Source organism: Rhodococcus sp. ARC_M12, assembly GCF_022810385.1.
GTDB lineage: Bacteria > Actinomycetota > Actinomycetes > Mycobacteriales > Mycobacteriaceae > Rhodococcoides > Rhodococcoides navarretei.
This window is the reverse complement of the sequence record NZ_JALGQI010000005.1, coordinates 78,873-102,593: the sequence shown is the minus strand read 5'-3', so window position 1 is coordinate 102,593 and position 23,721 is coordinate 78,873. Positions and strand designations below refer to the sequence as shown.

At 64.5% G+C, this 23,721-nt stretch carries 26 protein-coding genes; 17 read left to right on the top strand and 9 right to left on the bottom strand.

Features of this window, described 5'->3' with window-relative positions:
* Positions 1-91: 91 nt before the first annotated feature.
* Together purT and MTX35_RS08440 are read left to right on the top strand one after the other, a co-directional pair.
* On the top strand, positions 92-1,288 hold the full coding sequence (purT, locus tag MTX35_RS08445) for a formate-dependent phosphoribosylglycinamide formyltransferase (RefSeq protein ID WP_308198114.1): 1,197 nt from the start codon (positions 92-94) through the stop codon (positions 1,286-1,288).
* A gap of 24 nt (positions 1,289-1,312) precedes the next feature.
* A complete protein-coding gene (locus MTX35_RS08440; RefSeq protein ID WP_243594537.1) occupies positions 1,313-1,795 on the top strand; it encodes a DUF456 domain-containing protein in 483 nt (160 codons plus the stop codon).
* Here MTX35_RS08440 and MTX35_RS08435 read toward each other — a convergent pair.
* The gene (locus tag MTX35_RS08435) at positions 1,792-2,526 is read right to left on the bottom strand and encodes an amidohydrolase (protein WP_243594536.1); all 735 of its coding nucleotides are present in this window, start codon (positions 2,524-2,526) and stop codon (positions 1,792-1,794) included. The genes MTX35_RS08440 and MTX35_RS08435 overlap by 4 nt on opposite strands.
* Before the next feature lie 67 nt (positions 2,527-2,593).
* On the opposite strand from MTX35_RS08435, the gene MTX35_RS08430 reads away from it, so the two are divergent.
* Positions 2,594-3,463, top strand: a complete 870-nt coding sequence (locus MTX35_RS08430) for an SMP-30/gluconolactonase/LRE family protein (RefSeq protein WP_243594535.1) — start codon at positions 2,594-2,596, stop codon at positions 3,461-3,463.
* 69 nt (positions 3,464-3,532) lie between these two features.
* Here MTX35_RS08430 and MTX35_RS08425 read toward each other — a convergent pair whose 3' ends face one another.
* Positions 3,533-4,918 carry an FAD-dependent oxidoreductase gene (locus MTX35_RS08425; RefSeq protein ID WP_243594534.1) on the bottom strand — a complete coding sequence of 462 codons (1,386 nt, stop codon included), beginning with the start codon at positions 4,916-4,918 and terminating at the stop codon, positions 3,533-3,535.
* A 294-nt stretch (positions 4,919-5,212) separates the two neighbouring features.
* Here MTX35_RS08425 and MTX35_RS08420 point away from each other — a divergent pair, with 294 nt between their 5' ends.
* The 4 genes from MTX35_RS08420 to MTX35_RS08405 are packed head-to-tail and all read left to right on the top strand — an operon-like array spanning position 5,213 to position 8,347.
* The gene (locus MTX35_RS08420) at positions 5,213-6,073 is read left to right on the top strand and encodes a TauD/TfdA family dioxygenase (RefSeq protein WP_243594533.1); all 861 of its coding nucleotides are present in this window, start codon (positions 5,213-5,215) and stop codon (positions 6,071-6,073) included.
* A gap of 10 nt (positions 6,074-6,083) precedes the next feature.
* A complete protein-coding gene (locus tag MTX35_RS08415) occupies positions 6,084-6,635 on the top strand; it encodes a hypothetical protein (RefSeq protein WP_243594532.1) in 552 nt (183 codons plus the stop codon).
* A gap of 45 nt (positions 6,636-6,680) precedes the next feature.
* Positions 6,681-7,094, top strand: a complete 414-nt coding sequence (locus MTX35_RS08410; RefSeq protein WP_243594531.1) for a rhodanese-like domain-containing protein — start codon at positions 6,681-6,683, stop codon at positions 7,092-7,094.
* A 38-nt stretch (positions 7,095-7,132) separates the two neighbouring features.
* Entirely contained in the window at positions 7,133-8,347 is a 1,215-nt protein-coding gene (locus MTX35_RS08405) for an O-succinylhomoserine sulfhydrylase (RefSeq protein ID WP_243594695.1), read from the top strand.
* A 5-nt stretch (positions 8,348-8,352) separates the two neighbouring features.
* On the opposite strand, the gene MTX35_RS08400 is transcribed toward MTX35_RS08405, so the two are convergent.
* From MTX35_RS08400 to MTX35_RS08380, 5 genes are all read right to left on the bottom strand, one after another.
* Positions 8,353-9,426, bottom strand: a complete 1,074-nt coding sequence (locus tag MTX35_RS08400; RefSeq protein ID WP_243594530.1) for an isochorismate synthase MenF — start codon at positions 9,424-9,426, stop codon at positions 8,353-8,355.
* Positions 9,426-10,184 (bottom strand): HAD-IIA family hydrolase, encoded by a 759-nt coding sequence (locus MTX35_RS08395; RefSeq protein ID WP_243594694.1) that lies wholly within the window; start codon positions 10,182-10,184, stop codon positions 9,426-9,428. The genes MTX35_RS08400 and MTX35_RS08395 overlap by 1 nt, the downstream gene beginning before the upstream one ends.
* A gap of 63 nt (positions 10,185-10,247) precedes the next feature.
* Positions 10,248-10,529 (bottom strand): WhiB family transcriptional regulator, encoded by a 282-nt coding sequence (locus MTX35_RS08390; protein ID WP_243594529.1) that lies wholly within the window; start codon positions 10,527-10,529, stop codon positions 10,248-10,250.
* 288 nt (positions 10,530-10,817) lie between these two features.
* Positions 10,818-10,994, bottom strand: coding sequence for a hypothetical protein (locus MTX35_RS08385; protein WP_243594528.1), 177 nt, complete (start codon positions 10,992-10,994; stop codon positions 10,818-10,820).
* Between the two features lie 166 nt (positions 10,995-11,160).
* Positions 11,161-13,143, bottom strand: a complete 1,983-nt coding sequence (locus tag MTX35_RS08380) for an HNH endonuclease signature motif containing protein (protein ID WP_243594527.1) — start codon at positions 13,141-13,143, stop codon at positions 11,161-11,163.
* A gap of 317 nt (positions 13,144-13,460) precedes the next feature.
* On the opposite strand from MTX35_RS08380, the gene MTX35_RS08375 reads away from it, so the two are divergent.
* The 4 genes from MTX35_RS08375 (at position 13,461) to MTX35_RS08360 (ending at position 16,246) form a co-directional block, all read left to right on the top strand.
* A complete protein-coding gene (locus MTX35_RS08375) occupies positions 13,461-14,015 on the top strand; it encodes a hypothetical protein (protein ID WP_243594526.1) in 555 nt (184 codons plus the stop codon).
* A gap of 118 nt (positions 14,016-14,133) precedes the next feature.
* Positions 14,134-15,075: an NADP-dependent oxidoreductase gene (locus MTX35_RS08370; protein ID WP_243594693.1), complete on the top strand. Its 942-nt coding sequence runs from the start codon at positions 14,134-14,136 to the stop codon at positions 15,073-15,075.
* Positions 15,076-15,144: 69 nt separating this feature from the next.
* A complete protein-coding gene (locus MTX35_RS08365) occupies positions 15,145-15,567 on the top strand; it encodes a nuclear transport factor 2 family protein (protein WP_243594525.1) in 423 nt (140 codons plus the stop codon).
* Between the two features lie 154 nt (positions 15,568-15,721).
* Positions 15,722-16,246, top strand: a complete 525-nt coding sequence (locus tag MTX35_RS08360; protein WP_243594524.1) for a permease — start codon at positions 15,722-15,724, stop codon at positions 16,244-16,246.
* A 140-nt stretch (positions 16,247-16,386) separates the two neighbouring features.
* On the opposite strand, the gene map is transcribed toward MTX35_RS08360, so the two are convergent.
* Positions 16,387-17,157 (bottom strand): type I methionyl aminopeptidase, encoded by a 771-nt coding sequence (map, locus tag MTX35_RS08355; RefSeq protein ID WP_243594523.1) that lies wholly within the window; start codon positions 17,155-17,157, stop codon positions 16,387-16,389.
* Between the two features lie 104 nt (positions 17,158-17,261).
* Here map and MTX35_RS08350 point away from each other — a divergent pair, with 104 nt between their 5' ends.
* From MTX35_RS08350 to fgd, 4 genes are all read left to right on the top strand, one after another.
* The gene (locus MTX35_RS08350; RefSeq protein ID WP_243594522.1) at positions 17,262-17,954 is read left to right on the top strand and encodes a GNAT family N-acetyltransferase; all 693 of its coding nucleotides are present in this window, start codon (positions 17,262-17,264) and stop codon (positions 17,952-17,954) included.
* A gap of 69 nt (positions 17,955-18,023) precedes the next feature.
* The gene (locus MTX35_RS08345; protein ID WP_243594521.1) at positions 18,024-18,344 is read left to right on the top strand and encodes a hypothetical protein; all 321 of its coding nucleotides are present in this window, start codon (positions 18,024-18,026) and stop codon (positions 18,342-18,344) included.
* Positions 18,341-18,673 (top strand): DUF202 domain-containing protein, encoded by a 333-nt coding sequence (locus MTX35_RS08340; RefSeq protein WP_243594520.1) that lies wholly within the window; start codon positions 18,341-18,343, stop codon positions 18,671-18,673. Before MTX35_RS08345 ends, MTX35_RS08340 begins: the two co-directional genes overlap by 4 nt.
* Before the next feature lie 63 nt (positions 18,674-18,736).
* Positions 18,737-19,750: a glucose-6-phosphate dehydrogenase (coenzyme-F420) gene (gene fgd / locus MTX35_RS08335; RefSeq protein WP_032401751.1), complete on the top strand. Its 1,014-nt coding sequence runs from the start codon at positions 18,737-18,739 to the stop codon at positions 19,748-19,750.
* Positions 19,751-19,762: 12 nt separating this feature from the next.
* Here the strand turns inward: fgd and MTX35_RS08330 are convergent, their stop codons facing one another.
* Positions 19,763-20,275, bottom strand: coding sequence for a nitroreductase/quinone reductase family protein (locus MTX35_RS08330; RefSeq protein WP_243594519.1), 513 nt, complete (start codon positions 20,273-20,275; stop codon positions 19,763-19,765).
* 129 nt (positions 20,276-20,404) lie between these two features.
* On the opposite strand from MTX35_RS08330, the gene pta reads away from it, so the two are divergent.
* Both pta and MTX35_RS08320 read left to right on the top strand, forming a co-directional pair.
* The gene (gene pta, locus MTX35_RS08325) at positions 20,405-22,528 is read left to right on the top strand and encodes a phosphate acetyltransferase (RefSeq protein WP_243594518.1); all 2,124 of its coding nucleotides are present in this window, start codon (positions 20,405-20,407) and stop codon (positions 22,526-22,528) included.
* Positions 22,525-23,715, top strand: a complete 1,191-nt coding sequence (locus MTX35_RS08320) for an acetate kinase (RefSeq protein ID WP_243594517.1) — start codon at positions 22,525-22,527, stop codon at positions 23,713-23,715. The genes pta and MTX35_RS08320 overlap by 4 nt, the downstream gene beginning before the upstream one ends.
* The last annotated feature ends 6 nt before the right edge of the window (positions 23,716-23,721 follow it).

Below are 23,721 nucleotides of genomic sequence, written 5' to 3'. Positions count from 1 at the left end.
GTTGCCTCGTTCCGACTCGTCAGCTGCGATTGTGAATGGAGACTAACTTGTACTAGGGCGTCCAAGTGATGTGGGTGTGGATAATAGGGCTGTGACTGCCCCAGATCCCGTCCGTATCGGTACTCCGCTCACTCCCGGGGCCACCCGGGTGATGCTGCTCGGCTCGGGTGAGCTGGGCAAAGAGGTGATCATCGCGTTCCAGCGCCTCGGCGTCGAGGTGATTGCCGTCGATCGCTACGACAATGCTCCCGGCCATCAGGTCGCCCATCATGCATTCACGATCGACATGAGCAACTCCGAAGAACTTCTGGCACTGATCGATTCGCAGCAGCCGGACTTCGTGGTGCCGGAGATCGAGGCCATCGCCACCGATGCCCTGGCCGAGGTCGAAGCCAGAGGTCGGAGTGTCGTGATTCCCACGGCCCGGGCGACGCAGTTGACCATGAACCGCGAGGGCATCAGGCGTCTCGCGGCCGAGGAGCTCGGGCTGCCGACGTCGCCCTATGCGTTCGCCGATTCGCTGGACGATGTTCGAGAAGCGTTGTCCACCATCGGCTTTCCTGCTGTCATCAAACCGGTCATGTCGTCGTCGGGCAAGGGTCAGTCCGTCGTGCGCAGCGAGGACGATGTCGAGGCCGCGTGGGACTACGCGCTGAAGGGTGGCCGTGTCGATCTCGGTCGCGTCATCGTCGAGGGCTTCGTCGATTTCGATTACGAGATAACACTTCTCACCGTCCGAGCGGCCAATGGAACCTCGTTCTGCGAGCCGATCGGGCACCTCCAGGAATCCGGTGACTACATCGAATCCTGGCAACCCCAACCGATGTCCGACGCGGCCCTGGCCGGCGCGCGTGATGTTGCCGAGCGGATCACGACCGCGCTCGGTGGACGTGGGTTGTTCGGCGTCGAGCTGTTCGTGCAGGGCGACAACGTGTACTTCTCCGAGGTCAGTCCGCGGCCGCACGACACGGGTCTGGTGACGCTTCGCACGCAACGCTTCTCGGAGTTCGAGTTGCATGCCCGCGCCGTTCTCGGTCTGCCGATCGACACGACGCTGCTCTCACCCGGTGCATCCGCGGTGATATACGGCGGCGTCGATGCGGATGGCATCCACTTCGACGGCGTCGCCGATGCGTTGGCCGTCCCCGAGACCGACCTGCGCCTGTTCGGCAAGCCGACGAGTTTCGTCCGGCGTCGGATGGGTGTTGCGGTGTCGACGGCCTCGGACGTCGAGTCTGCTCGCAACAGGGCACGCGAGGCCGCAGGCAAGGTGCATCCCGTCGCCTGACCCGATACAGGGCAGACTTGGCCCATGAGCGCGCTCGGAGAAGTCCTGGTCGGCCTGGTGATTCTGGTGGGCCTCGTCGGCATCGTGGTGCCGATTCTGCCCGGCACCATCCTGATCTTCGCTGCCGTCGGTGTGTGGGCGTGGTTCACCGGCGGAGCCGCCGCCTTGACCGTGTTCGCGATCACGACGGTGCTGCTGGTTCTGAGTGGCGTGGTGAAGTACACCTGGCCGGGCCGGCGCATGCGGGAGGCCGGAGTCCCGATGCGATCGCTGATGGTCGGCGGTCTGCTCGGCATCGTCGGGTTCTTCGTGATACCTGTCGTCGGGCTGTTCATCGGCTTCATCGCCGGCGTCTACGTGGCCGAAATTCCCAGGCACCGCAATCATTCCGAGGCGTGGCGGTCCACCGTGCACGCCACCAAGGCCGCCGGGTTGTCGATTCTGGTGGAGCTGTTCGGTGCCCTGCTCGCCTCGGCGGTGTGGCTCGGCGGCGCTCTCTTCGTTTAAGTGACGCGGTACCAAGCCCGGGCATTACCGTCGAGCACGGCTGGTAGGTCGCCGCCGACGGCATGGGAGATGATGTCGATGTCGGTCTCCGAGAACGGACGCGGAGCGCGGGTACCCGGTAGATCGGTGCCGAACATCAACGCTGCCGGATTCACGCGGTGAATTTTCTGCAGCGTGTCGACGATGTCGAGGTCCACTCGGCCGAATCCTGTTGCCTTGACGCGTACTCCGCGGTCCACGAGGTCGAGAAGATACGGAAGTCCCTGCGTGGACAGGCCCAGGTGATCGATGCTCACCGCCGGAAGTTTCGCGAGGATCGGTTCCAGCGAGAGCAGCAGGGACGCGTCGACGTACAGCTCGGCGTGCCACCCCACCAATTCGTGCACGCGACGTGCCTGGGTGGTGAGCATCTCGACGTCGGTCTCGCCGCGCTTGAGATTGAACCGCATTCCGCGCACGCCCGCGTCGTTCAACGCGACGATGTCCTCGTCGGAACACTCCGGGTCGATCTGAGTGACGCCGACCCAGCCGCGTCCCAATGTCTCGAGTGCAGCGAGTAGGTAGGTCTGGTCGGTGCCCTGAAACGATCCCGACACCACCGCACCGCCCGTGATACCGAGCCCGTCGACGTCGTAGAGGTAGTTCGAGATCGTGTACGGATCGGGCAGGAAACCGTGGTTCTCGATGAGCGGAAACTTCGGGTCGATGATGTGTAGGTGGGCGTCGAACACGGCCCCCAGCATGCCAGCTCGCGCATTCGGCGTCGCGGCCACCGGTCGTGGTGTTTGAATTCGAAACATGAAACCGGAGACCACAGTCGTTCTCGATGGATACACCTACTTCGAATGTCCGAGATGGCACGAGGGGAGGATCTGGGTATCTGACTTCTACAGCCATCGCGTCGTATCCGCCCTCGAAGACGGCACCGACGTACGGGTCGAAGCCGAGGTGCCCAATCAACCGTCGGGCCTGGGATGGTTGCCCGACGGCCGGTTGCTGATCGTGTCGATGCGCGATTACAAGCTGCTACTGCGTGAGCACGACGGCTCGCTGACCGTGCACGCCGATCTGTCGACGTATGTTCGGGCGAACCTCAACGACATGCTCGTCGACGCCCAGGGCCGCGCGTACATCGGGAACTTCGGGTTCGATCTGATGAATTTCGCGCCCGTCGAGACGGCCGACCTGATTCGCGTCGACCCGGACGGTTCCGCGCACGTCGTGGCGTCGGACCTGTATTTCCCCAACGGGATGGCGTTCACTGCTTCGGGCGAACTGCTCGTGGACGAGACGGTCGGTAACCGGGTCAGTGCCTTCGACATCGCCGAGGACGGATCGTTGGGGGAGCGGCGTGACTGGGCTAAGTTCGGCGAACTACCGACGTCGACGGACATGGCGACGGCCATCGGCGAGGTGAAAGTGGCGGCCGACGGGTGCTGCATCGACACCGACGGCACGATGTGGATCGCCGACGCGCTGGGGCAGCGGGTGCTGCACGTCGCGCCGGGCGGGGAGATTCTTCAGCAACTCGATTTCGATCTCGGGGTCTTCGCCTGCGGACTCGGCGGATCCGACGGCCGCACGCTGTTCGTCTGCGCTGCACCGGATTTCAACGAGCATCAACGCAAAATCGAAACCGAGGGAAAGCTGCTGGCGGTTCGGGTATAGAGCGCTTCGCGCATGTGAGCGGAAATTCGTAGTGGGCTACGAATTTCCGCTCACATGCGGCGTAGCCGCTCAGGCCTTGTCGGGCTCGGAAGCCTTCAGCATGTCCTCGCGCTCGACGACCTTCACGCGCTCGCGGCCTTCGGGCTCGCCGAGTGAACGCTCGTGGGCGTCGAGGCGGTACCAGCCGTCCCAGGTGGTGAAGGGGACCTGCTTGCCTTCGAGGAACGAGGTGACCGCGTCCAGATCCGGTTCGGTTGCGCCGGCGAAGCTGGGTGCATCCTCGAGCAGGTTCGCGACGGTTTCGTTGGCGTCGCCCTTGGTGTGGCCGATGAGGCCGACGGGTCCGCGCTTGATCCAGCCGGTGACGTACGTGGCGGGAACGGGCGTGGTGGAGTGCGGTGATTCGACGACGCGTCCGGCTTCGTTGGGGATGGTGCCGGCCTGCTCGTCGAAGGGGAGCTCGCTGATGTTCTGGCTGAGGTAGCCGACTGCGCGGTAGACGGCTTGGACGTCCCAGTCGTTGTACTTGCCGGTGCCCTTGACGTTGCCGGTGCCGTCGAGTTCGGTGCGTTCGGTGCGTAGGCCGACGACCTTGCCGTCCGCGCCCAGGACCTCGTGGGGCGATTCGAAGAAGTGCAGGAACAGCTTGTGCGGGCGGTTGCCGACGTCGCGGATGGCCCAGTCCTGGAGGGTGTTGGCGACCATGTCGATCTGTTTGGAGCTGCGGCGGGCCTGCTCGGAGCCTTCGTCGTAGTCGATGTCTTCGGGGGCGACGATGACCTCGATGTTGGGCGAATGGTCGAGCTCGCGCAGCTCGAGCGGGGTGAACTTGGCCTGGGCGGGTCCGCGGCGGCCGAAGACGTGCACCTCGATGGCCTTGTTGGCCTTGAGGCCTTCGTAGACGTTGGCGGGGATTTCGGTGGGGAGCAGTTCGTCGCCGGTCTTGGCGAGGACGCGTGCGACGTCGAGGGCGACGTTTCCGACGCCGAGGACGGCGACCTTTTCGGCGTCGAGGGGCCAGGTGCGTGGTACGTCGGGGTGGCCGTCATACCAGGAGACGAAATCGGCCGCGCCGTAGCTGCCCTCGAGATCGATACCCGGGATGTTCAGGGCGCGGTCGGCGTTGGCGCCGGTGGAGAAGATGACGGCGTCGTAGAAGCGACGTAGGTCGTCGAGGGTGATGTCGTTGCCGTAGTCGATGTTGCCGAGCAGGCGGACCTGCGGCTTGTCGAGCACCTTGTGCAGGGCGGTGATGATGCCCTTGATGCGCGGGTGGTCGGGGGCGACGCCGTAGCGAATGAGCCCGAAGGGGGCAGGCATCCGCTCGAAGAGGTCGATGCTCACGCCCGGTCCGCTGACATTGTGGTCGGACTTCATGAGCGCATCGGCGGCGTAGATGCCGGCCGGTCCGGCACCGACGATGGCGACGCGGAGTGGACGAGTCTGATCAGTCATGTGCAGCGAGCTACCTTCTTCGAGGGAAGTGCGGACACCCCAGCATAAATTAAGGACAACCTGAGCTGGGGCAGTGGGCAACTTGCCGGATTTCCCGGTTTCCGGTAGGAATTGCTCTGTGCAGACGACATACCTGGTCCGACGGTTCACCGTCGACTTCTGTCGTACCTGCACCAACATGTGTTGTCGGTGACCAGACCCGACGCCCTTCCCCTCCCTGAACAGGACGGGACCCTCTTTCGACGGCAGCGCTGCCTGAATCAGCCCTCTCGCCGTGCACAGATTCGAGGACACATGACCACCCTGGAACAGACCACCACGCTCACTCTCGACAAGTTCGGCCCGTCGTTCGGTGCCGAGGTCATCGGCCTGGACGTCGCCTCGGCGACCGATGCGCAGGTTCATGCCGTGGGCCGCGCCCTCGTCGAACACAAGGTCCTGGTGCTGCGCGGGCAGGCACTCGACGACGCGGCGCACATCGAATTCGGTCGTAGGCTCGGTGACCTCACCGCAGGTCATCCGGTGCACGACAGCGGGCACGTCGCCCCCGAGGTCTATGCCCTCGACAGTCAGGACAACGGTTTCGCCGACGTCTGGCACACCGACGTCACGTTCATGGAACGCCCGCCGATGGGGTCGATTCTGCGTCCCGTCGTCCTGCCCCCGCACGGCGGCGACACCAACTGGGCCGACAGTCAACTCGCCTACGAGTCGCTGTCGGCACCCGTTCGCCGCATGATCGACGGGCTCACGGCAATCCACGACGGCAACCGCGAATTCGGTTACTACCTCGCGCAGAAGCGCGGCGGAAAAGGCAACGTGTGGGACGGCAAGGAAGTCACCGCGCTGGTTCCCGTCGAACATCCCGTCGTGCGGGTCCATCCGGAAACCGGCCGCAAGGGGCTGTTCGTCAATCCGGGTTTCACCTCCCACATCGTGGGGGTGTCCGAGGCCGAGAGTCGCGGGATCCTGGATCTGCTGTACGCGCACCTGACCAAGCCCGAACACATCGTGCGGCACCGCTGGCGATTGGGCGATCTGGTGTTGTGGGACAACCGCAGCACTTCGCACTACGCCAACCGCGACTACGGCACCGAGCGCCGCACGATGCACCGCATCACGTTACGAGGAGACATCCCGGTCGGCCCCCGATAGTGCTGAGCCCGTGGGATCGAGGAAGATTGCCGTCATGGCGTCGTGGAGTGAACGTAGGCAGCAGTGGGTCGACAGTCGTGAGGAAGCGCGCAACAACGCGTCTAAGGCCGCTGCCGACTCCGGAGAGCAGCGTGCGCCCACCGCGTGGCCGTTCATCATCGCTGTCGGCATCGTCGTCGTGTTGCTCGTCGGCATCTTCGCAGCCTCGAAGTTCGCGCCCGCCGAGGACAATGTGACACAGGCCCAGCTGCTCACCGACAGCCTCGACGGTTTCCTCGAAGCGCAGAACACCGGAGACGCGGATCTGCTCCGCCTGAACACCTGTTTCGATCAGGTCGAGCGCCTGATTCCGGGTGACGATGCGCAGTACCGAACCGATCGGGCCGGCGAGGTCGAGCGCAACGGCGAAACGTCCATCGACGGTGTGCCGTCCGAGTATCAGGTCAACGGCGATCGCGGAATGGTCACGGTCCCGCTGAAGGAAGAGAAATCCGGAGTGCAGACCGACGACGTGTGGAACTTCGTCCGCGTCGACGACAAGTGGCTGGTGTGCAATGTCTGATCTTGGTATGTGTGACGTAACAGCAAGTGACGGAAGGCTGAGCAAGTGACCTACGCAGGTGACATAACCCCGGAAGCCGCATGGGAATTGCTGCAGAGCAACCCCGAGGCCGTGCTCGTGGACGTTCGGACGCGCGCCGAGTGGCAGTATGTCGGCGTTCCGGACACCTCCGGTATCGAGCGTCCGACACATCTGATCGAGTGGGTCAGCTTCCCCGACGGTGCCAGAAACACCAACTTCGTCGAAGACCTGAAAGCCGCAGGCGTGGACGGGGAACGACCGGTGGTGTTCCTGTGCCGCTCCGGTCAGCGGTCCATCGGTGCCGCCGAGGCCGCGACGGCTGCAGGAATCGGTCCGTCCTACAACGTGCTCGACGGCTTCGAAGGTGCCACCGACGCCGACGGTCATCGCGGTGCCGTGGGGTGGCGTGCGGTCGGGTTGCCCTGGAGGCAGTCGTGAGTAATCCGGGCGGCGGGCAGGAGCGAAGCGACAAGGGGATTCCACGAGGCGGCGGATTCGACAAGCCGCTACCCGAGGGCGTGGGTCAGGCAACGCTCGGGGTACGCGGCGGTCTGATGAGATCGGGCTTCGACGAGAACGCCGAAGCGCTCTATCTCTCTTCGGGTTTCGTCTACGAGAGTGCCGGCGCAGCCGAGCAGGCCTTCACCGGCGACATCGATCACTTCGTGTACTCGCGTTACGGCAACCCGACGGTGAAGATGTTCGAGGAGCGGCTGCGGTTGATCGAGGGGGCCGAGGCGTGCTTCGGTACCTCGAGTGGGATGTCCGCGGTGTTCACCGCACTCGGCGCACTGTTGAAGGCCGGTGACCGATTGGTCGCTGCGCGTAGCCTTTTCGGTTCCTGCTTCGTCGTCTGCAACGAGATTCTGCCGCGCTGGGGTGTCGAGACTGTGTTCGTCGACGGCGAAGACCTCGAGCAGTGGGAGCAGGCGCTGTCGGTGCCGACGACGGCCGTGTTCTTCGAGACCCCGTCCAATCCGATGCAGTCGTTGGTCGATGTTCGACGCGTATCCGAGCTGGCTCATGCCGCCGGCGCAACGGTGGTGTTGGACAACGTATTCGCGACGCCGTTGCTGCAGCGCAGCCTGGAACTCGGCGTCGATGTGGTGGTGTACTCGGGCACCAAGCACATCGACGGTCAGGGGCGGGTGCTCGGTGGTGCGATCCTCGGATCGAAGGAGTACATCGACGGACCGGTGCAGACCCTGATGCGGCACACCGGCCCTGCGCTGAGTCCGTTCAATGCCTGGACGCTGCTCAAGGGACTCGAGACGATGCCGGTGCGGGTGCGGCATTCGGTGAACTCCGCACTGCAGATCGCCGAATTCCTCGAAGGCCATCCGTCGGTGCGCTGGGTGAAATATCCCTTCCTGCAGTCACATCCGCAGTACGAGCTGGCCAAGTCGCAGATGTCGGGCGGCGGTACCGTCGTCACGTTCGAGCTCGACGCCCCCGAGGGAGAGGGCAAGAAGCGCGCCTTCGAGGTGCTCGACGCACTGCGTATTGTCGACATCTCCAACAACCTCGGTGACTCCAAGTCGCTGATCACCCACCCGGCGACCACCACGCATCGCGCGATGGGTCCGGAAGGGCGTGCGGCAGTGGGGATCACCGACGGCGTCGTGCGCATTTCAATCGGCCTCGAAGACACCGAGGATCTGATCGGAGATCTGGACCAGGCGCTGAAGTAGCCGGGTCAGCGCTCGAAGACGCTGAGCACCGTTCTGAACTTCGCAGTGGTCTCGTCGAGTTCGGCGTCGGGATCGGAGTTCTCGACGATGCCGCCTCCGGCGGTGGCGGTGCCCGACAGTCCATCTGGCGAGAGCTCGATGCAGCGGATGGTCACCATCCATTCGCCGTCACCGCTACCGTCCGTCCATCCGACGGCTCCGGCGTAGAAGCCTCGAGATCCTTCGACGTCGGTGATCGCAGCCATTGCCGCGGCTCGGGGAACACCGGCGACGGCGGCGGTGGGATGCAGTGCCAGCGCGAGGTCGAGCGCGGACGTCGCGGGATCGGCCAGGGTCCCGACGATGGGCGTCGACAGGTGCCACAGCTGAGGTGTGCTGCTCAACTGGGGTGACTCGGGCACATCGAGCGTCTCGCAGAACGGTGCCAACGCTGCCTTGATCTCGTCTACGACGAAGCGGTGCTCGGCTTGGTCCTTGGCGCTGGCCGCCAGCGCTGCGGAGATGCGTGCTTCCTCGTCGGGGTCGGTGGAGCGCGCTGCCGTTCCGGCGAACGGGTGGCAGGTGACGATGGTGCCGCGCTTGCGCACCAGCAACTCGGGACTCGCACCGACGATGCGGGTGCCGGGCTTGCCTGCAGTGGACAGGTCGGCCAGGAAGCCGTTGCCCATCGGATCACGCGTGACGAGCGCGCTCAACACCGAGGCAGCCTCGATCGGCGAATCCGCCGTCACTTCGATTGCCCGCGCGAGCACGATCTTCTCCGCGACACCGGCTTCGAGTTGCTCGACGACAGCCCGCACTCGCTGCACGTGAACGTCCGGTTCCGGAATCTGCCGCGAGACGGTCACCGTCGGTAGCGACGGCAGAGCGTCCACGGTCGCCCAGGGCCCGTCGAGGCGGTAGAACTCCTCCGGCTCGATCAGGGCGGTGGCGTCGGACATGTCGAAGGGGAGTGCGCCGACGACATTTCGGCCCGCCCGCACCGCGGCCACCGCGTCGGCGATATCGGGAAACGCGTGCCGTACGCCCAGTCCGACGACGTGGTGATCCTTGCGGGAGAGTACGAATTCGAGTGTCATCAGAACGGGTTCTGTGTGCGGCCCACCAGGTCTGCGACGGAATCGAGGACTTTGGTGGGTCGGAACGGGTACTGCTCGACGGACTGGACCGTCGAAATTCCGGTGAGAACCAGGATGGTCTGCAGCCCGGCTTCGAGTCCCGAGAGCACGTCGGTGTCCATCCGGTCGCCGATCATGAGTGTGTTCTCGGAGTGTCCGCCGATCGCGCGCAGCGCCGAACGCATCATCAGCGCGTTGGGCTTGCCCACGTAGTAGGGCTCCTTGCCGGTGGCCTTGGTGATCAGCGCGGCCACCGAACCGGTCGCGGGCAACGAGCCCTCACGGGACGGGCCGGTGGCGTCGGGGTTGGTGGCGATGAAACGCGAACCCTTCTCGACGAGTCGAATGGCGGTGGTGATGGCCTCGAACGAATACGTCCGGGTCTCGCCGAGTACCACGTAATCCGGGCTCGAGTCGGTGAGGGTGTAGCCGATGTCGTGCAACGCGGTGGTCAGACCGGACTCGCCGACGACATAGGCGCTGCCCCCGGGCCGCTGGTTACCCAGGAACGTCGCCGTGGCGAGAGCGGAAGTCCAGATCGACTTCTCCGGAATGTCCAGGCCGGTGAATGCCAGGCGCGCCCGCAGGTCGCGGGGTGTGCGAATCGAATTGTTCGTCAGCACGATGAACGGAATCTCGTTGGCCTGCAGCTCGGCGAGGAACGTATCGGCACCGGGAATCAGATGGTCCTCGTGAACCAGAACGCCGTCCATGTCCATCAAGTACGTCCACTGCTGAGGCTTCTCGGTTTCACTCACCCTTCCATTGTCTACTACCGGTACTCAGCTCGCCTGCAGTTCTTCGCTACGTCGGGAGTTGGCTCGGTGCTGTTGTCGCTCGCGGGCAGTCGTTCCGCCCCAGACTCCGAACGGTTCGTTGGCGGCCAGTGCGAACAGTCGGCATTGCTCGACGACCCCGCAGCCCGCGCACACCTGCTTCGCGCGGTCCTCCCGGGCGCGGCGTGCGGATCGCCCTTCGCCGGACGGGGAGAAGAAGATCTCCGAGTCCTGTCCGCGGCAGAGTGCGTCGATCTGCCAATTCCGAGATTCGACGTGCTCGACCATGGCTGACCCGTTCCTCGATGAGTGATGGACTCGACCGATCGTCGCGAGAATCTCCGCGTCGAGCAAGACTTCCGATCAGCGTGATTCGGACTGCCCCTGGTCCGTGGGATCGAGGCGGAAACGTCGACGGGTGCTACCCGCCCGCTGTGTTCGCTGTCTTTGCTGCGTTCGCTGGGTTCGCTGGGTTCGGTGGGTTGGCGTTGTGCTCCAGAGCCGCGGAGACCCAGAACTGCAGTGCTGCCTCGTTCCTCGGCGCCGCTGCGTCGACGGTGATCCACCCTGCACCCATCAGCGATCGCGGCCCATGACAGCGTGGTGGGCTCCATCCACCCGAACCAGCAGAGCCCGCTTTCCGGTGCCGACGCACACCACCATCTTGTCTCGCACCGGGAACGCCAGACCGCTGAACATCTTCTGCTCGCAGACTTTCCTGGTCCGAGAGGATGTCGCGGATGCGATCTGCACGAAGCTCGTCGTACGCCATGTACTCGTACCACTCCGATGATGGTTGCCCTCATCGAAGACCTGATCGGTATTGGGCGTAAGCGTGGATCGACCGCCGTGTGGCATGCCGTCGGCTCCGGCGCATGTCTGTGCAGCGCAGAGCTGTGCCCTGAGATGGTGCTGGCCGTCATGCGGGTTGTCGTGGTTCTTCGTCCCCGGCATCTCCGGGGTTGTCGGGTGGATAGAGGACTTCTTCGGGGTGGTGTGCGTGGTTGATCAGCCCGCGCCTGCGCGGGTCCATTCCGGTGGGTGGGTGCCAGAGGGTGCGGCCTGGATATCGGTGTGTTGCTGTGGTTTTGGTGGTGGCCCATTTTCCGGGGCCGGTGCCGACGAGTGCGTGGTGCATATCGCAGCCGAAGGTCAATCCGTCGATGTCGGTGTAACCGCCGTCGACCCAGTCGGTCACATGATGGGCTTGGCACCAGGTCGCGGGACGGGTGCAGGACGGGAAGCTGCAGCCACGGTCGCGGGCGATGAGCACGATGCGTTGATCGGCGGAGGCGATGCGTTTCGATCGGCCGAGGTACAACGCTCTGCCGTGGTCGTCGAAGATGGTCAGGTAGTGGTGGGCGTGGGAGGCCATGCGGATGGCGTCGCGGATCGATACGCGTGATCCGGTGGCGGTCTTCGCGTATCCGCAGCCGGCTTCGAGATCTTTCAGGGTCATGGTGACGATGGCGGTGACGGGCAGGCCGCGGTGGGTGCCGAGGGTGCCGGAGGCGAGGGTGTGTCGGAGCGCCAGTTTCAGGGCGTCGTGACGGCGTTCGTTCTGGGTACGGATATCACGCTGGACTGCGGCCGCGCGCGTGGACGCCGCCGCCTCGGCCCGTGCCTCACGGCTCTCACCTTGCCCGGCGGTGTCCCCGCCAGCGCTACGCCCGGCAGCAGGGCCGTCGGAGGAAGTGTCCTCGGAGGAGGTGTCTTCGGAGCCTGTGCCGCAACCGCATTCGAGGCCACGTCCGCAGTCGTCACCGCAGTGGCCACCTCCGTAATGGCCACCTCCGTAATGGCCACCTCCGCAGTCGCCGTCGCCGTCGCCGTCGCCGCAAGGGCCGTCACCGCAAGAGCCGTCACTGCAAGAGCCGTCACTGTCACATGGACCGTCGCCCCACAATCCCGCATCATCTCGCCACCCGTGTTTCGGCTCCGGTAGCGGTGGTGTCTCGGTATCGGAGACCCCACCCGATACGGACGAATCCGGTTCGGCTGCTGCAGAATCGGGACGTGCACCGTCGCTCGCGCCTGGGGGGCACTTGGTGTCCTCGCCGGAGGTCTCGTCGCTTTCGGTCTCGTCATCGGTGATCGGTTGTCCGTCGGCAGGGTTGTACATGCCGGGTTTCGCGGCTTTGGAGAACAAGGCTTCGAGGTAGGCGCGGAGTTCGGGGTCGACACAGAATTTGCCTTCCGACATGCCGTCTGCACCTTGTTCGCCGAGGTAGAAGAAGGCATCGCGTCGCTTGCGTGGCTTGGGCTTACCGTCCTCGTCCTCGTCCTCGTCGTGATCGCCGTCGGGGTTGAGGATCGAGTCCAGGTTCGCCACCAACGGCGCAAAATCGTCGGGCCGTCTGGTCGACGCGAAGCCCACCAACTGCTCCTCGGCGAGATCGCGGGTCTGCGGATCCACACTGGCAGGCAAGTGCTTGAAGAATTCGCGGATCATCTGCACATGCTGGGCATCGAGCAACCCCGCCCGTAATGCGTCGGCGGTGTGCGGCAGCAACGGCGGCAGAACCTCGCCCGAGAGTGCGGTGCGGTCACCCAACTCCGCAGCCAGTCGCACTCGTGCTCCTGCTGTTCGTGGGGTGATCCGCAGCATCCATGCCACCGACGACGGCACCGACCCCGGATACACATCGAGGCCGTGTTGAGTGATCAGTTCGTTGAGCCAGGTGTGCGAGTACGCGGTCACCGATCGGGTGAGCGTTTCCATCCGCTGGATCACCGCACGCCGGTCGGCGTTGGTCCACGACACCGACGCCTGTTCCGCCAGCTCCGCGACCGCGGACTCCACACGATCCACCAGCACCGATAGTTCGGGATCGGACACCTCAGGGGCGGGCGGCACCGTCTCGATGCCGTCCACCCCTGATCCGCCGTCCCCCGAAAGCATGAACAGAATCTATCGCGACCCACCGACAAGTTTTCGAACACACGTTCCTGCTCGCACTCGGCAGTCGAAACGGCCCGGTCGGAGCGCTGCACTATGTGGTGGATTACACATCGGCCACCAGTGTGACGTTGTCGATTTTTGGTAACGACGAGTCGCGTAGATGCTGGTGGCGGCGTTCAATATCCCCCAAGGCGGACGTAACGACCACAGCAGCGTTGCTTGCATCGGTGACGAAAGCCACTGCTTGGCTGTCTCTCCGAGCTCGAGTATCGAGCCGGTGTCCGATGTTGTGTGTTGACCCAGTGGGGATGATCGACATGAACGACGCATTTCGTTTCGCCGCTCCGGGCAGTTCACCGAAGGAACTGATCACGCGACTCCAGTTCGGTACGACGGACCTGTGGCCCCAGGATGTCGCCCCTTCGGCGCGTTGGCGCTACATGGCCGACCTTTTGGATTCCGATCGGGGCATGCTCGCCGAACTCGACGGTGCACTGTCGGTACCGGTTGTCGAGGCGCTCGCTGCGACGGCGGAACTGTGCAGGCAATCGGCCACCGACTCTGTGCCCGCGGCCGATTGGCAGTACCTCCGGCGGGCGTTGGGATGGCTCGAGCGTCGTAGTTCCGGTGTCGATCGCGCTCTCATCGCCGTGGGCGACGAGTTGGCACTGATCGGGCTCGACGGAGTGGAACAGGATTTCTCGGTCGCGACCTGGCTGTGCATGGACGTGCTGGATCGGTTTGCCGCCACTGATCGAACAGTCGCGTATTGGGTGCAACGCGTGGTTGCTGACGCATCGAATACTGCTCAGCAGCAGCTTCATTCAGGTCCGGAAGGCAGCGAATGCCCTGAACTGTCGGTGGCCGTCTGACTGATAAACGCGGCCTCTGCGTTCGAGAATCTTGGGACAGCTTTCGCCGCGCTGTGAACGGCGTCTCGGTCTGCACCTCGGTTTCGAGCGGAACAACGGCGTCGTGTCGACCGTTGTACTGCCTATGACACGAGCCGCAGTTGCAGCGTCCTACGGTGGACCGGACGCCATCGAGATCATCGAACGAGAGCTACCCGAACCGTCCGAAGGTGAGGTTTTGGTCGAGGTGAAGGCGATCGGCGTCAACCCCTTCGACTACAAGAGCTACAGCGGTGCGTTCGGCACCGATGCATCGAAGCTTCCGATCCCACTGGGCAGCGAGGCGTCGGGCATCGTCGTTGCGGTCGGCGAAGGTGTCGAGGGCCCGGTCGGGCCTATCGCCGTCGGCGACGAGGTAATCGTGTCCGGCCAGAACGGTACGTACGCCGAGCGGATTCTGGCTCCCGCGCGGTTCGTGTTCCCGAAGCCGGAAGCCTTGGATTGGAACGTTGCTGCTGGCGTACTGGCCGTGGCCGGAACTGCGTACGACGCGTTGGAATCCGTCGGTGTCACGAGCGGAGACACGGTTCTAGTGCACGGGGCGGCAGGCGGCGTCGGGTCCGTGGTGGCTCAGCTCGCTCGGGAGCGCGGTGCCACCGTCATCGGGACTGCGCGCCACCAGAACCACGATGCACTCCGGGCCTACGGGGCCGAGCCCGTCGAATACGGCGACGGACTCATCGACCGTGTGCGAGCAGCCGCACCGAATGGGGTGGATGCGGCAATCGACACGGTGGGCACCGATGAGGCCGTCGATGTATCACTCGAATTGCTCACGGACAGTTCGAGATTGGTCAGCACGGCAGCCTTCGGGCGGGCATCGTCGGACGGGTTTCTCACCGTTGGTGGGCCGGCGAGCATGGAGCGTCGACGCCTCGCATCGCCGGTGTTGCTGGAGCAGGCAGGTGCAGGAGTGTTCGAAGTGACTGTTGCCAAGACCTTCCCGCTCGACGACGTCGCGAAGGCGCATGCTGAACTGCAATCGACACACCCGCGTGGAAAGTTCGTGCTGGTTCCCTGACGCGGGAGCTGTTCGAGCCCCTCTGTGGAGGCTGCTGCCAACGTTCTGCGATCGGTTAGCGTGGGCAACATGAACTCGACCACGGACGACCTGGTGAAGGGCTACCTCGACGCCCTCCATCGCGCCGACCTCGATGCGATCGTCAGTCTGTTCGCGCCAGGTGCTGTCGTGCATTCGCCGTTGTACGGTCCGACGCCCGCACCCGACTTCTATCGAGCATTGTTCATCGATACCGCCAGCGCTGAGCTGACGTCGAAAGGTGTGGCCGAGGGGCGCACCTCGGCAGGAACTCGGCTCGTCACCTTCTGGTTCCATTTCGACTGGCGGCTACCCTCCGGGGTGGCTGCCCCGTTCGACGTCGTCGATGTCGCCGAACTTGACGGTGATGGCCGCATCGCGACACTGTCGATCGTGTACGACACCGTTGACGTGCGACCGGCTTTCGAGCGGGAGACCGGATCTTCTTGGAGGTCGACGGACGGGGATCGGTAGCGCCCGGCTTTCGAGTCAGCGTGATTGCAACGGGTGCCCGCAGCGAATTCAGCGTCCACGTGGTGGCGGTCCAGCGTTGCTGTGCGGACAGGAGAGCTAACGATCGGGTCTCGACTCGAGTGGGGTACTGCTCGGCACGATCTACCATGTCCTCATGACTGCCGATCCGACCACGCCCGCACCGTCGACCAGCTCGGCGAACTGGAAGAGGCGAGGCATCCTTGTCGGAGCCGGCATCGTTCTGTTGTTGATCGCGTACTTCGTCCTGGCTGCATTCCTGCCGCGCTGGTGGAGTCTGCGGGTCGAGAGTCTCGCGGACCGGACGTTCACCAAGGGCATTCTGTGGGGCCTGTTGTTCGGCATCGTCTGCACGTTCGCGCCGCTGGTGTTCTTCTGGAGCGCCTGGTCGGTGCGCAAGGGTAGGGCGGGCAAGCAGCTCGCCATCGGAGCCGTGATCTTGGCTGTCGTGACGGCCATCCCGAACTTGTTGACGCTCACGATCGTCCTCGGCACCAGCAATGCCGCTCACGCCGGTGAACGCACCCTCGACACCAGTGCGCCGGGTTTCCGCGGCGCGACGGCACTCGGTGCCGTGATCGCCGTGGTTCTGGTTGCACTGCTCGTGTTCGTGGTGGTCCGGCGAAATCGTCGACGCAGAACTGCTGCTCTGCCGCAGTGACGGTCGGCGTTACGCAACATCGTCGGCTGGGTGACGACACGTGAGCGCCTGACGGGTGGCGCACCGAATCGTCGATCGTCGGCAGTTCCGCGAAGGATCCACTCGCTGTGATCGCACCGGTTGACCCCGTGGCCGTCGGGTCAGGATGAGCGGAGCGTCATGATCTCGGCACCGTCGTCGGTGATGACCACCGTGTGCTCGCTGTGCGCAGTGCGGCATCCCGTCGTGCTCCGCAAAGTCCATCCGTCGTCGTCGGTGACGAGCTCGTCGGTGTCCTCCATGATCCAGGGCTCCAGTGCCAGCATCAGGCCGGGGCGAAGGCCGTAGCCGCGTCCGGGGCGTCCGGAGTTGGACACGTGTGGGTCCTGATGCATGGTGGAGCCGATGCCGTGGCCGCCGAACTGCATGTTGATCGGGTAGCCGGCTTCGCGGAGGACTGTGCCGATTGCGTGCGAGATGTCGCCGATCTTGTTTCCCGGCCGAGCCGCGGCGATTCCTGCGGCCAATGCTCGTTCGGTGGCGTCGATCATTGCGGTGTCTTCTTTTCGAGGATCGCCGACGACGAAGCTGATGGCGGAGTCCGCTGCAACGCCGCCGAGGATCACGGCGAGATCGAGAGTCAGCAGATCGCCGTCGGCCAGGGCGTAGTCGTGCGGAAGTCCATGTAGCACCGCATCGTTGACGGAGGTGCAAATGTAGTGACCGAACGGGCCGCGGCCGAAGGACGGTGCATAGTCGACATAGCAGGACGTTGCCCCGGCCCCGAGGATGATGTCTTTGGTCCACTCGTCGATCTCGAGCAGGTTGGTGCCGACGGTGGCACGCTCGCGGACGGTCTGGAGAATCTCGGCGACCAACGCTCCCGATTTGCGTGCGAGGGGGATCTTGCTCGGCGGGAGGATTTCGATCATGGTCTGCCTTTCGTCGTGTGACGAATAACTATACCGGTATAAGTATTGGCATCCGGCTCGGACGGCGCGTCGACCCGAAGACTGTTCGTGCGACTCTATTTGCTGTGTCCGCTCATCTACTCGACGACCCCATCCGTAACTCCCTCGAAGGCGCGTTGGCGCGGTTCGCAGTCCGGCGCGGGCGGATAATCCGTGCCGATCCCGAGGTGTCTCCGTTTCTGGTTCACCCCGATGTCCTCGAACGCCAGGACTGGGAGGACATTGCGGCCCTGTTCGGCCCGCGCACCGTGGTGGGGATCGACGGTCCGGAACGTGAGTTGCCCGCGGGGTGGTCGCATGTAGAAACATTCGGTTTGGTGCAGCTGATCGGCACGCATCTCGAAACGCGGCCCTTCGCCGAGGCGGTCGAGCTGACCGCAGCGGACGTCCCCGAGATGCTCGATCTGGTTCGCCGCACCGAACCCGGGCCGTTTTTGCCTCGGACCATCGAACTCGGCACTTACCTCGGGGTCCGACGCGGCGGCGCTCTGATCGCGATGGCTGGCGAGCGCATGCACCCGCCGGGATGGACGGAGATCAGTGCGGTGTGCACCGACCCGGCGTTCCGCGGGCAGGGGCTGGCGACCGATCTGGTTCGCGCCATCGGTCACGGTATCCGCGCCCGTGGCGAGGAGCCGTTCCTCCATGCGTCGGACGCGAACGTGCGCGCCATCGAGCTCTACTTGTCCATCGGATTCGAGCTACGTCGGACGTCTCACCTGACGTTGGTGAGAACGCCCGCACCGAACCCGAGATAGGTTCCGAAATCCGCTGTTGCGTGCTCTGAGCTCGAAGACATACCGTTACCTGTGCGAATAAATTGCGATGTGATCTACGACGACGGGCTGGTTCTTCTCGACGAGGCAGGCGTCACGCTGAGGCGCTACTACTTCCCCTTGGCCACGAAGAAGTTCGTGCCGTACGACAGGATTCGTGCCGTCGACACCGCCGTCCTCGGCAACTGGAACGGGCGGTGGCGGCTATGGGGTGCGTCGACCGACGACCAGTGGCTTCCGCTGGACGTGATGCGTCCCAAGAAGGACACTGCAGTGGTGCTCACCATTCGCCGCATCTCGCCGGTCTTCACCCCCGGCGATCCTGAACTCGTTGCCCGACTCATCCGCGAACGCATCACCGCTCCGGCGTGACGCGCCCCGACGAGCGGTTCACGCTTGCCAGCGAACGCACGTTTCTTGCCTGGTTGCGGACGTCGCTAGGCCTGCTCGCGGGTGGAATTGCGGTCGTCCACCTGGTTCCCGATTTCAGCACCGGGTGGGTCCGCACGGGGCTCGGATTGATTCTGATCGGGCTCGCCGCGGCGGCCCCGATCATCGGTCTGCGACGGTGGATGCGCGTCCGCGATGCCTTGGAGAACGGTGCGCCGATGCCGGAATCACGAGACTTGTGGATATTCGCCGTGGGTATCGGTTCGGTGGCGGTGCTGGCCGCGGTGGTCACAGTTCTGGGGATCCAGTAGAGCGTGGCGAACCGCCACAGGTGCACAATCGAAGGACTAGACGACCAACGACAGGAGTTCGGCGTGGCGCAGGGTCTCAAGCTCGGATACAAGGCATCGGCGGAGCAATTCGGACCGCGTGAGTTGGTCGAGCTCGGTGTACTCGCAGAGCAGCACGGGATGGATTCGGCGACGGTCAGCGACCACTTCCAGCCGTGGCGGCACGAGGGTGGGCACGCCCCGTTCTCGCTCGCCTGGATGACGGCCGTCGGTGAGCGTACGAACACGATTCAGCTCGGCACCTCGGTACTGACACCGACGTTCCGCTACAACCCGTCGGTCATCGCGCAGGCATTCGCGACGATGGGGTGCCTGTACCCGGGACGCATCATGCTCGGCGTGGGCACGGGCGAAGCACTCAACGAGATCGCCACCGGATTCACCGGCGAATGGCCGGAATTCAAGGAACGTTTCGCGCGGCTGCGTGAGTCGGTGCGCTTGATGCGCGAGCTGTGGCTCGGCGACCGCGTCGACTTCGAGGGCGAGTACTACACGACCAAGGGCGCGTCGATCTACGACGTCCCCGAGGGCGGCATCCCGGTGTACATCGCGGCCGGCGGACCCGTCGTCGCGCGGTATGCAGGACGCGCGGGCGACGGATTCATCTGCACCTCGGGCAAGGGCATGGAGCTCTACACCGACAAGCTGCTTCCGGCCGTGGAAGAGGGCGCGGGCAAGGCCGAGCGCGACGCCGGTGAGATCGACAAGATGATCGAGATCAAGATCAGCTACGACACCGACCCCGAACTGGCGCTGGAGAATTGCCGCTTCTGGGCCCCGCTGTCACTGACGCCCGAGCAGAAGCACTCGATCGACGACCCCATCGAGATGGAGAAGGCGGCCGACGAACTGCCGATCGAGCAGGTCGCCAAGCGGTGGATCGTTGCGTCGGACCCGGACGAGGCAGTGGAGAAGGTCAAGCAGTACACCGATGCCGGTCTGAATCACCTGGTGTTCCACGCGCCGGGCCACGATCAGAAGCGGTTCCTCGAACTCTTCGAGAAGGACCTCGCGCCGCGCCTACGCAAGCTCGGCTGACTCCCGAGAGGGCTAGAGATCGGCCGTGAGTGCGAACAATCGCATTTCACGGTCGGTCCTGGTCTCGTATTCGCCGTACACCTCGACCATCGCGTCGAACTGTCGGTAGATGCGGGCCTTCTCGTCGCCGGTGATGCGGGTTGCCGTCACCGGAATCTTCTTGCCGCCGATGGCCACGACGGCCTTCGGGTCGGCGAGGAGGTTCGACGTCCACGCCGGGTGGTGTTGTTGACCGAAATTGGATCCGACGACGTAGATCTTGTCGGCCTCCCGGTAGTAGAGCAGCGGACTCGTCCTGGGCTTGCCGGATTTGCGGCCGGTGGTGGTCAACAACACCACCGGTGCCGCGATGGGTCCGAGGACGGTGAAGCGGCCGTCGGATTTGGTCAGCAACCACCGGTCGACGCCTGCGAGGTTCCTGATGACCCAGGAACCGGGCTTCGTCGACGCGAACTTCACGGCGGGCTTGCGGATGAACGAGGTTTCGCTGCCCCAGCGCACATCCGGGAACGGTGATTCGGCCATGGTTCATGGGACAACCCGACCGCGCCCGGTGTCAACACCCCAACCCACTGGGCAGGAGTGGAGCCTGCGGAACGACCTGTATCAGGCAGGAGTGGAGCCTGCGGAACGACCCCTACTAGGCTGTCTGCCATGGCTGAGCCTAGCGGCACCGACGCGTCGGACATGTATCCCTCGAGCATCTACATCGCCTCGCCGGAAGGGGACAGCGGGAAGTCGACCATCGCGCTCGGTGTGCTGCAGATGCTCGCCGCGTCCGCAGCCCGGGTGGGGGTGTTCCGTCCCATCGCCCGATCCACCGAGGAGCCCGATTACATCCTCGAGTTGCTCGTCGAGCACACCACGGCAGATCTGACGTACGAGCAGTCGCTCGGTGTCACGTACGAGCAGGTGCACTCCGATCAGGATGCCGCGCTCAGCAAGATCGTCGATCGGTACCACGAGGTGGCTTCCCAGTGCGACGCCGTCGTGATCGTGGGCAGCGATTACACCGACGTCGGTAGCCCGAGTGAACTCGGCTTCAATGCCCGCATCGCCGTCAATCTCGGTGCGCCCGTGCTGCTTGCGCTCCGCGGTTCCGGTCGCACGCCCGACGAGATCGCGCAGTTGGCCACCCTGTGCCAGGGCGAACTGCGTCAGCACCATGCCCATTTGGCTGCGGTCGTGGCGAACCGTTGTGCGCCGGACGATCTCGATGCGGTCACCGATGCGTTGGCGTCGGTCGGGGTGCCTGCGTGGTCGCTGCCGGAGATTCCGCTCCTCGTCGCGCCGACGATGGCGGAACTGCTCGAGGCGGTGGACGGGAAGTTGTACTCCGGTGACTCGTCGCTGCTGCAGCGAGAAGCGTTGCGGGTCATGGTCGGTGGTATGACGGCCGAGCACATCCTCGAACGCCTCACCGAGGGCGTTGTCGTCATCGCGCCCGCAGACCGATCCGACGTGTTGCTCGCTCTCGTCAATGCCCATGAGGCGGAGGGCTTTCCGTCTCTCGCCGGTATCATCATGAACGGTGGCATCGAGCCGCACCCGGCGATCGCTCGTCTGGTGGCGGGGCTCGGTCCCCGGTTGCCGATCCTGACCACCGAGCTCGGCACCTTCGATACCGCCTCTGCTGCAGCGCAGACCCGCGGCCGCGTCGCGGTGGGCTCGCAGCGCAAGGTCGACACTGCGCTGGGGTTGATGGAACAGCGAGTGGATGCGAAAACACTTCTGGAGCGGCTCGATATCGCGATTCCCACCATCACGACCCCGCAGATGTTCGAGTACCAGCTGATCCACCGGGCTCGTGCCGACCGCAAACACATCGTCCTTCCCGAGGGTGGCGACGATCGCATCCTCCGGGCCGCCGGACGCCTGCTGCAGCGGCAGGTTGCCGACCTGACGATCCTCGGCGAAGAAGGTCCCATTCGTCGACGCGCATCGGAACTGGGCGTCGATCTTGACAGTGCAACAGTGCTCGACCCCAAGAACTGCGACTACGCCGAGGACTTCGCGGCCGAGTACACCGAGCTGCGCAAGCACAAGGGCATGACGATCGACCGCGCCCGCGAGATCATGACCGACATCTCGTACTTCGGAACGATGATGGTGCACAAGGGAATTGCGGACGGCATGGTCTCCGGTGCCGCGCACACCACCGCGCACACCATCAAGCCGTCGTTCGAGATCATCAAGACCACCGAGGGCGTGTCGACGGTGTCGTCGATCTTCCTGATGTGCCTGTCCGATCGTGTTCTCGCCTATGGTGACTGCGCCGTCGTACCCGACCCGACGGCCGAGCAGCTCGCCGACATCGCCGTATCCTCGGCGCAGACCTCGGCGCAGTTCGGAATCGAACCGCGGGTGGCCATGCTCTCGTACTCCACCGGTGAGTCCGGTTCCGGAGCCGATGTCGACAAGGTTCGGCAGGCGACCGCACTTGTGCGCGAACGGAATCCGGAACTGCTCGTGGAGGGTCCGATTCAGTACGATGCGGCGATCGAGCCGTCCGTCGCCGCATCCAAGCTCCCCGATTCCGACGTCGCGGGCCGAGCAACGGTGTTCATCTTCCCGGACCTCAACACCGGCAACAACACGTACAAGGCCGTCCAGCGCAGCGCCGGTGCCGTCGCCGTCGGGCCTGTTCTCCAGGGCCTCCGCAAGCCCGTCAACGACCTGTCTCGGGGCGCGCTCGTGGAAGACATCGTCAACACCGTGGCCATCACGGCGATTCAGGCGCAGGGCATTTCGGACGCAGCCGAGCAGGAGGGCAAGTGAGTATCCTCGTCGTCAACTCCGGTTCGTCCTCGGTCAAGTTCCAACTCGTCGATCCCGGCTCGGGGGAGTCCGTGGCCAGTGGGCTCGTCGAGCGCATCGGTGAATCCGACGGCCGAGTCGAACTCGATCACCGGGGCGAGAGTGTCGAGCGCACCCAGCACATCGCCGATCACGGTGCCGGTCTGGCCCTGGCGTTCGAGATGCTCTCCGATGCAGGCGTCGCACTGGAATCGGTCGTCGCCGCCGTCGGGCATCGCGTAGTCCACGGCGGGACGGTCTTCTACCGTCCGACGATCATCGACGACGCCGTCGTGCAACAGATCTCAGATCTCAGCAACCTTGCACCACTGCACAATCCGCCGAACGTGCTGGGTATCGAGGTCGCCAGGAAGCAACTGCCGAACGTGCCGCACGTGGCCGTGTTCGACACCGCCTTCTTTCATTCCCTGCCCGACGCGGCCGCAACCTACGCCATCGACGCGACCGTCGCCGCCGAGCACGACATCAGGCGCTACGGCTTCCACGGCACCTCTCATCACTACGTCTCCGACCAGGTTGCGCAGTTCCTGGAACGCGATCTCGAACACCTGAATCAGATCGTGCTGCACCTGGGCAACGGAGCCTCGGCCTCGGCTGTGGCAGGCGGCAAGGCGGTCGACACTTCGATGGGTCTGACGCCGTTGGAAGGTCTCGTGATGGGCACCCGCAGTGGGGATATCGACCCCGGTGTGATCATGCACCTGCGCCGCAGCGCAAACATGAGTGTCGACGACATCGATGCCCTGCTCAACCGCCGTTCCGGGTTGATCGGACTGTCCGGGGTCAACGACTTCAGGCAACTGCAGCAACGCATCGACGGCGGCGACGCCTCCGCGCGCCTGGCGTACGACGTCTACATCCACCGCCTGCGCAAGTACATAGGTGCGTACATGATCGGGCTGGGTCGGCTCGACGTCATCACGTTCACCGCCGGTGTCGGTGAGAACGCCGCCGCGGTGCGTGCCGACGCCCTGGCAAACCTGGAGGGCTTCGGAATCGAGATCGACGCCGATCGAAATTCCCTGCGCAGCAGGAAGGCTCGGGTGATCTCCACCGACTCGTCCACCGTCACGGTCCTGGTGGTGCCGACCAACGAGGAATTGGCGATTGCGCGCGCGACGGACGACCTCGTTCGAGAAGGCAGCTAGAACCAC

Coding starts and splice junctions, on each gene's coding strand:
- MTX35_RS08440 (WP_243594537.1), top strand. CDS start 1,313: ATGAGCGCGCTCGGAGAAGTCCTGGTCGGCCTGGTGATTCTGGTGGGC.
- MTX35_RS08430 (WP_243594535.1), top strand. CDS start 2,594: ATGAAACCGGAGACCACAGTCGTTCTCGATGGATACACCTACTTCGAA.
- MTX35_RS08425 (WP_243594534.1), bottom strand. CDS start 4,918: ATGACTGATCAGACTCGTCCACTCCGCGTCGCCATCGTCGGTGCCGGA.
- MTX35_RS08420 (WP_243594533.1), top strand. CDS start 5,213: ATGACCACCCTGGAACAGACCACCACGCTCACTCTCGACAAGTTCGGC.
- MTX35_RS08400 (WP_243594530.1), bottom strand. CDS start 9,426: ATGACACTCGAATTCGTACTCTCCCGCAAGGATCACCACGTCGTCGGA.
- MTX35_RS08395 (WP_243594694.1), bottom strand. CDS start 10,184: ATGGACATGGACGGCGTTCTGGTTCACGAGGACCATCTGATTCCCGGT.
- MTX35_RS08390 (WP_243594529.1), bottom strand. CDS start 10,529: ATGGTCGAGCACGTCGAATCTCGGAATTGGCAGATCGACGCACTCTGC.
- MTX35_RS08380 (WP_243594527.1), bottom strand. CDS start 13,143: ATGCTTTCGGGGGACGGCGGATCAGGGGTGGACGGCATCGAGACGGTG.
- MTX35_RS08375 (WP_243594526.1), top strand. CDS start 13,461: ATGAACGACGCATTTCGTTTCGCCGCTCCGGGCAGTTCACCGAAGGAA.
- MTX35_RS08365 (WP_243594525.1), top strand. CDS start 15,145: ATGAACTCGACCACGGACGACCTGGTGAAGGGCTACCTCGACGCCCTC.
- MTX35_RS08360 (WP_243594524.1), top strand. CDS start 15,722: ATGACTGCCGATCCGACCACGCCCGCACCGTCGACCAGCTCGGCGAAC.
- map (WP_243594523.1), bottom strand. CDS start 17,157: ATGATCGAAATCCTCCCGCCGAGCAAGATCCCCCTCGCACGCAAATCG.
- MTX35_RS08330 (WP_243594519.1), bottom strand. CDS start 20,275: ATGGCCGAATCACCGTTCCCGGATGTGCGCTGGGGCAGCGAAACCTCG.
- pta (WP_243594518.1), top strand. CDS start 20,405: ATGGCTGAGCCTAGCGGCACCGACGCGTCGGACATGTATCCCTCGAGC.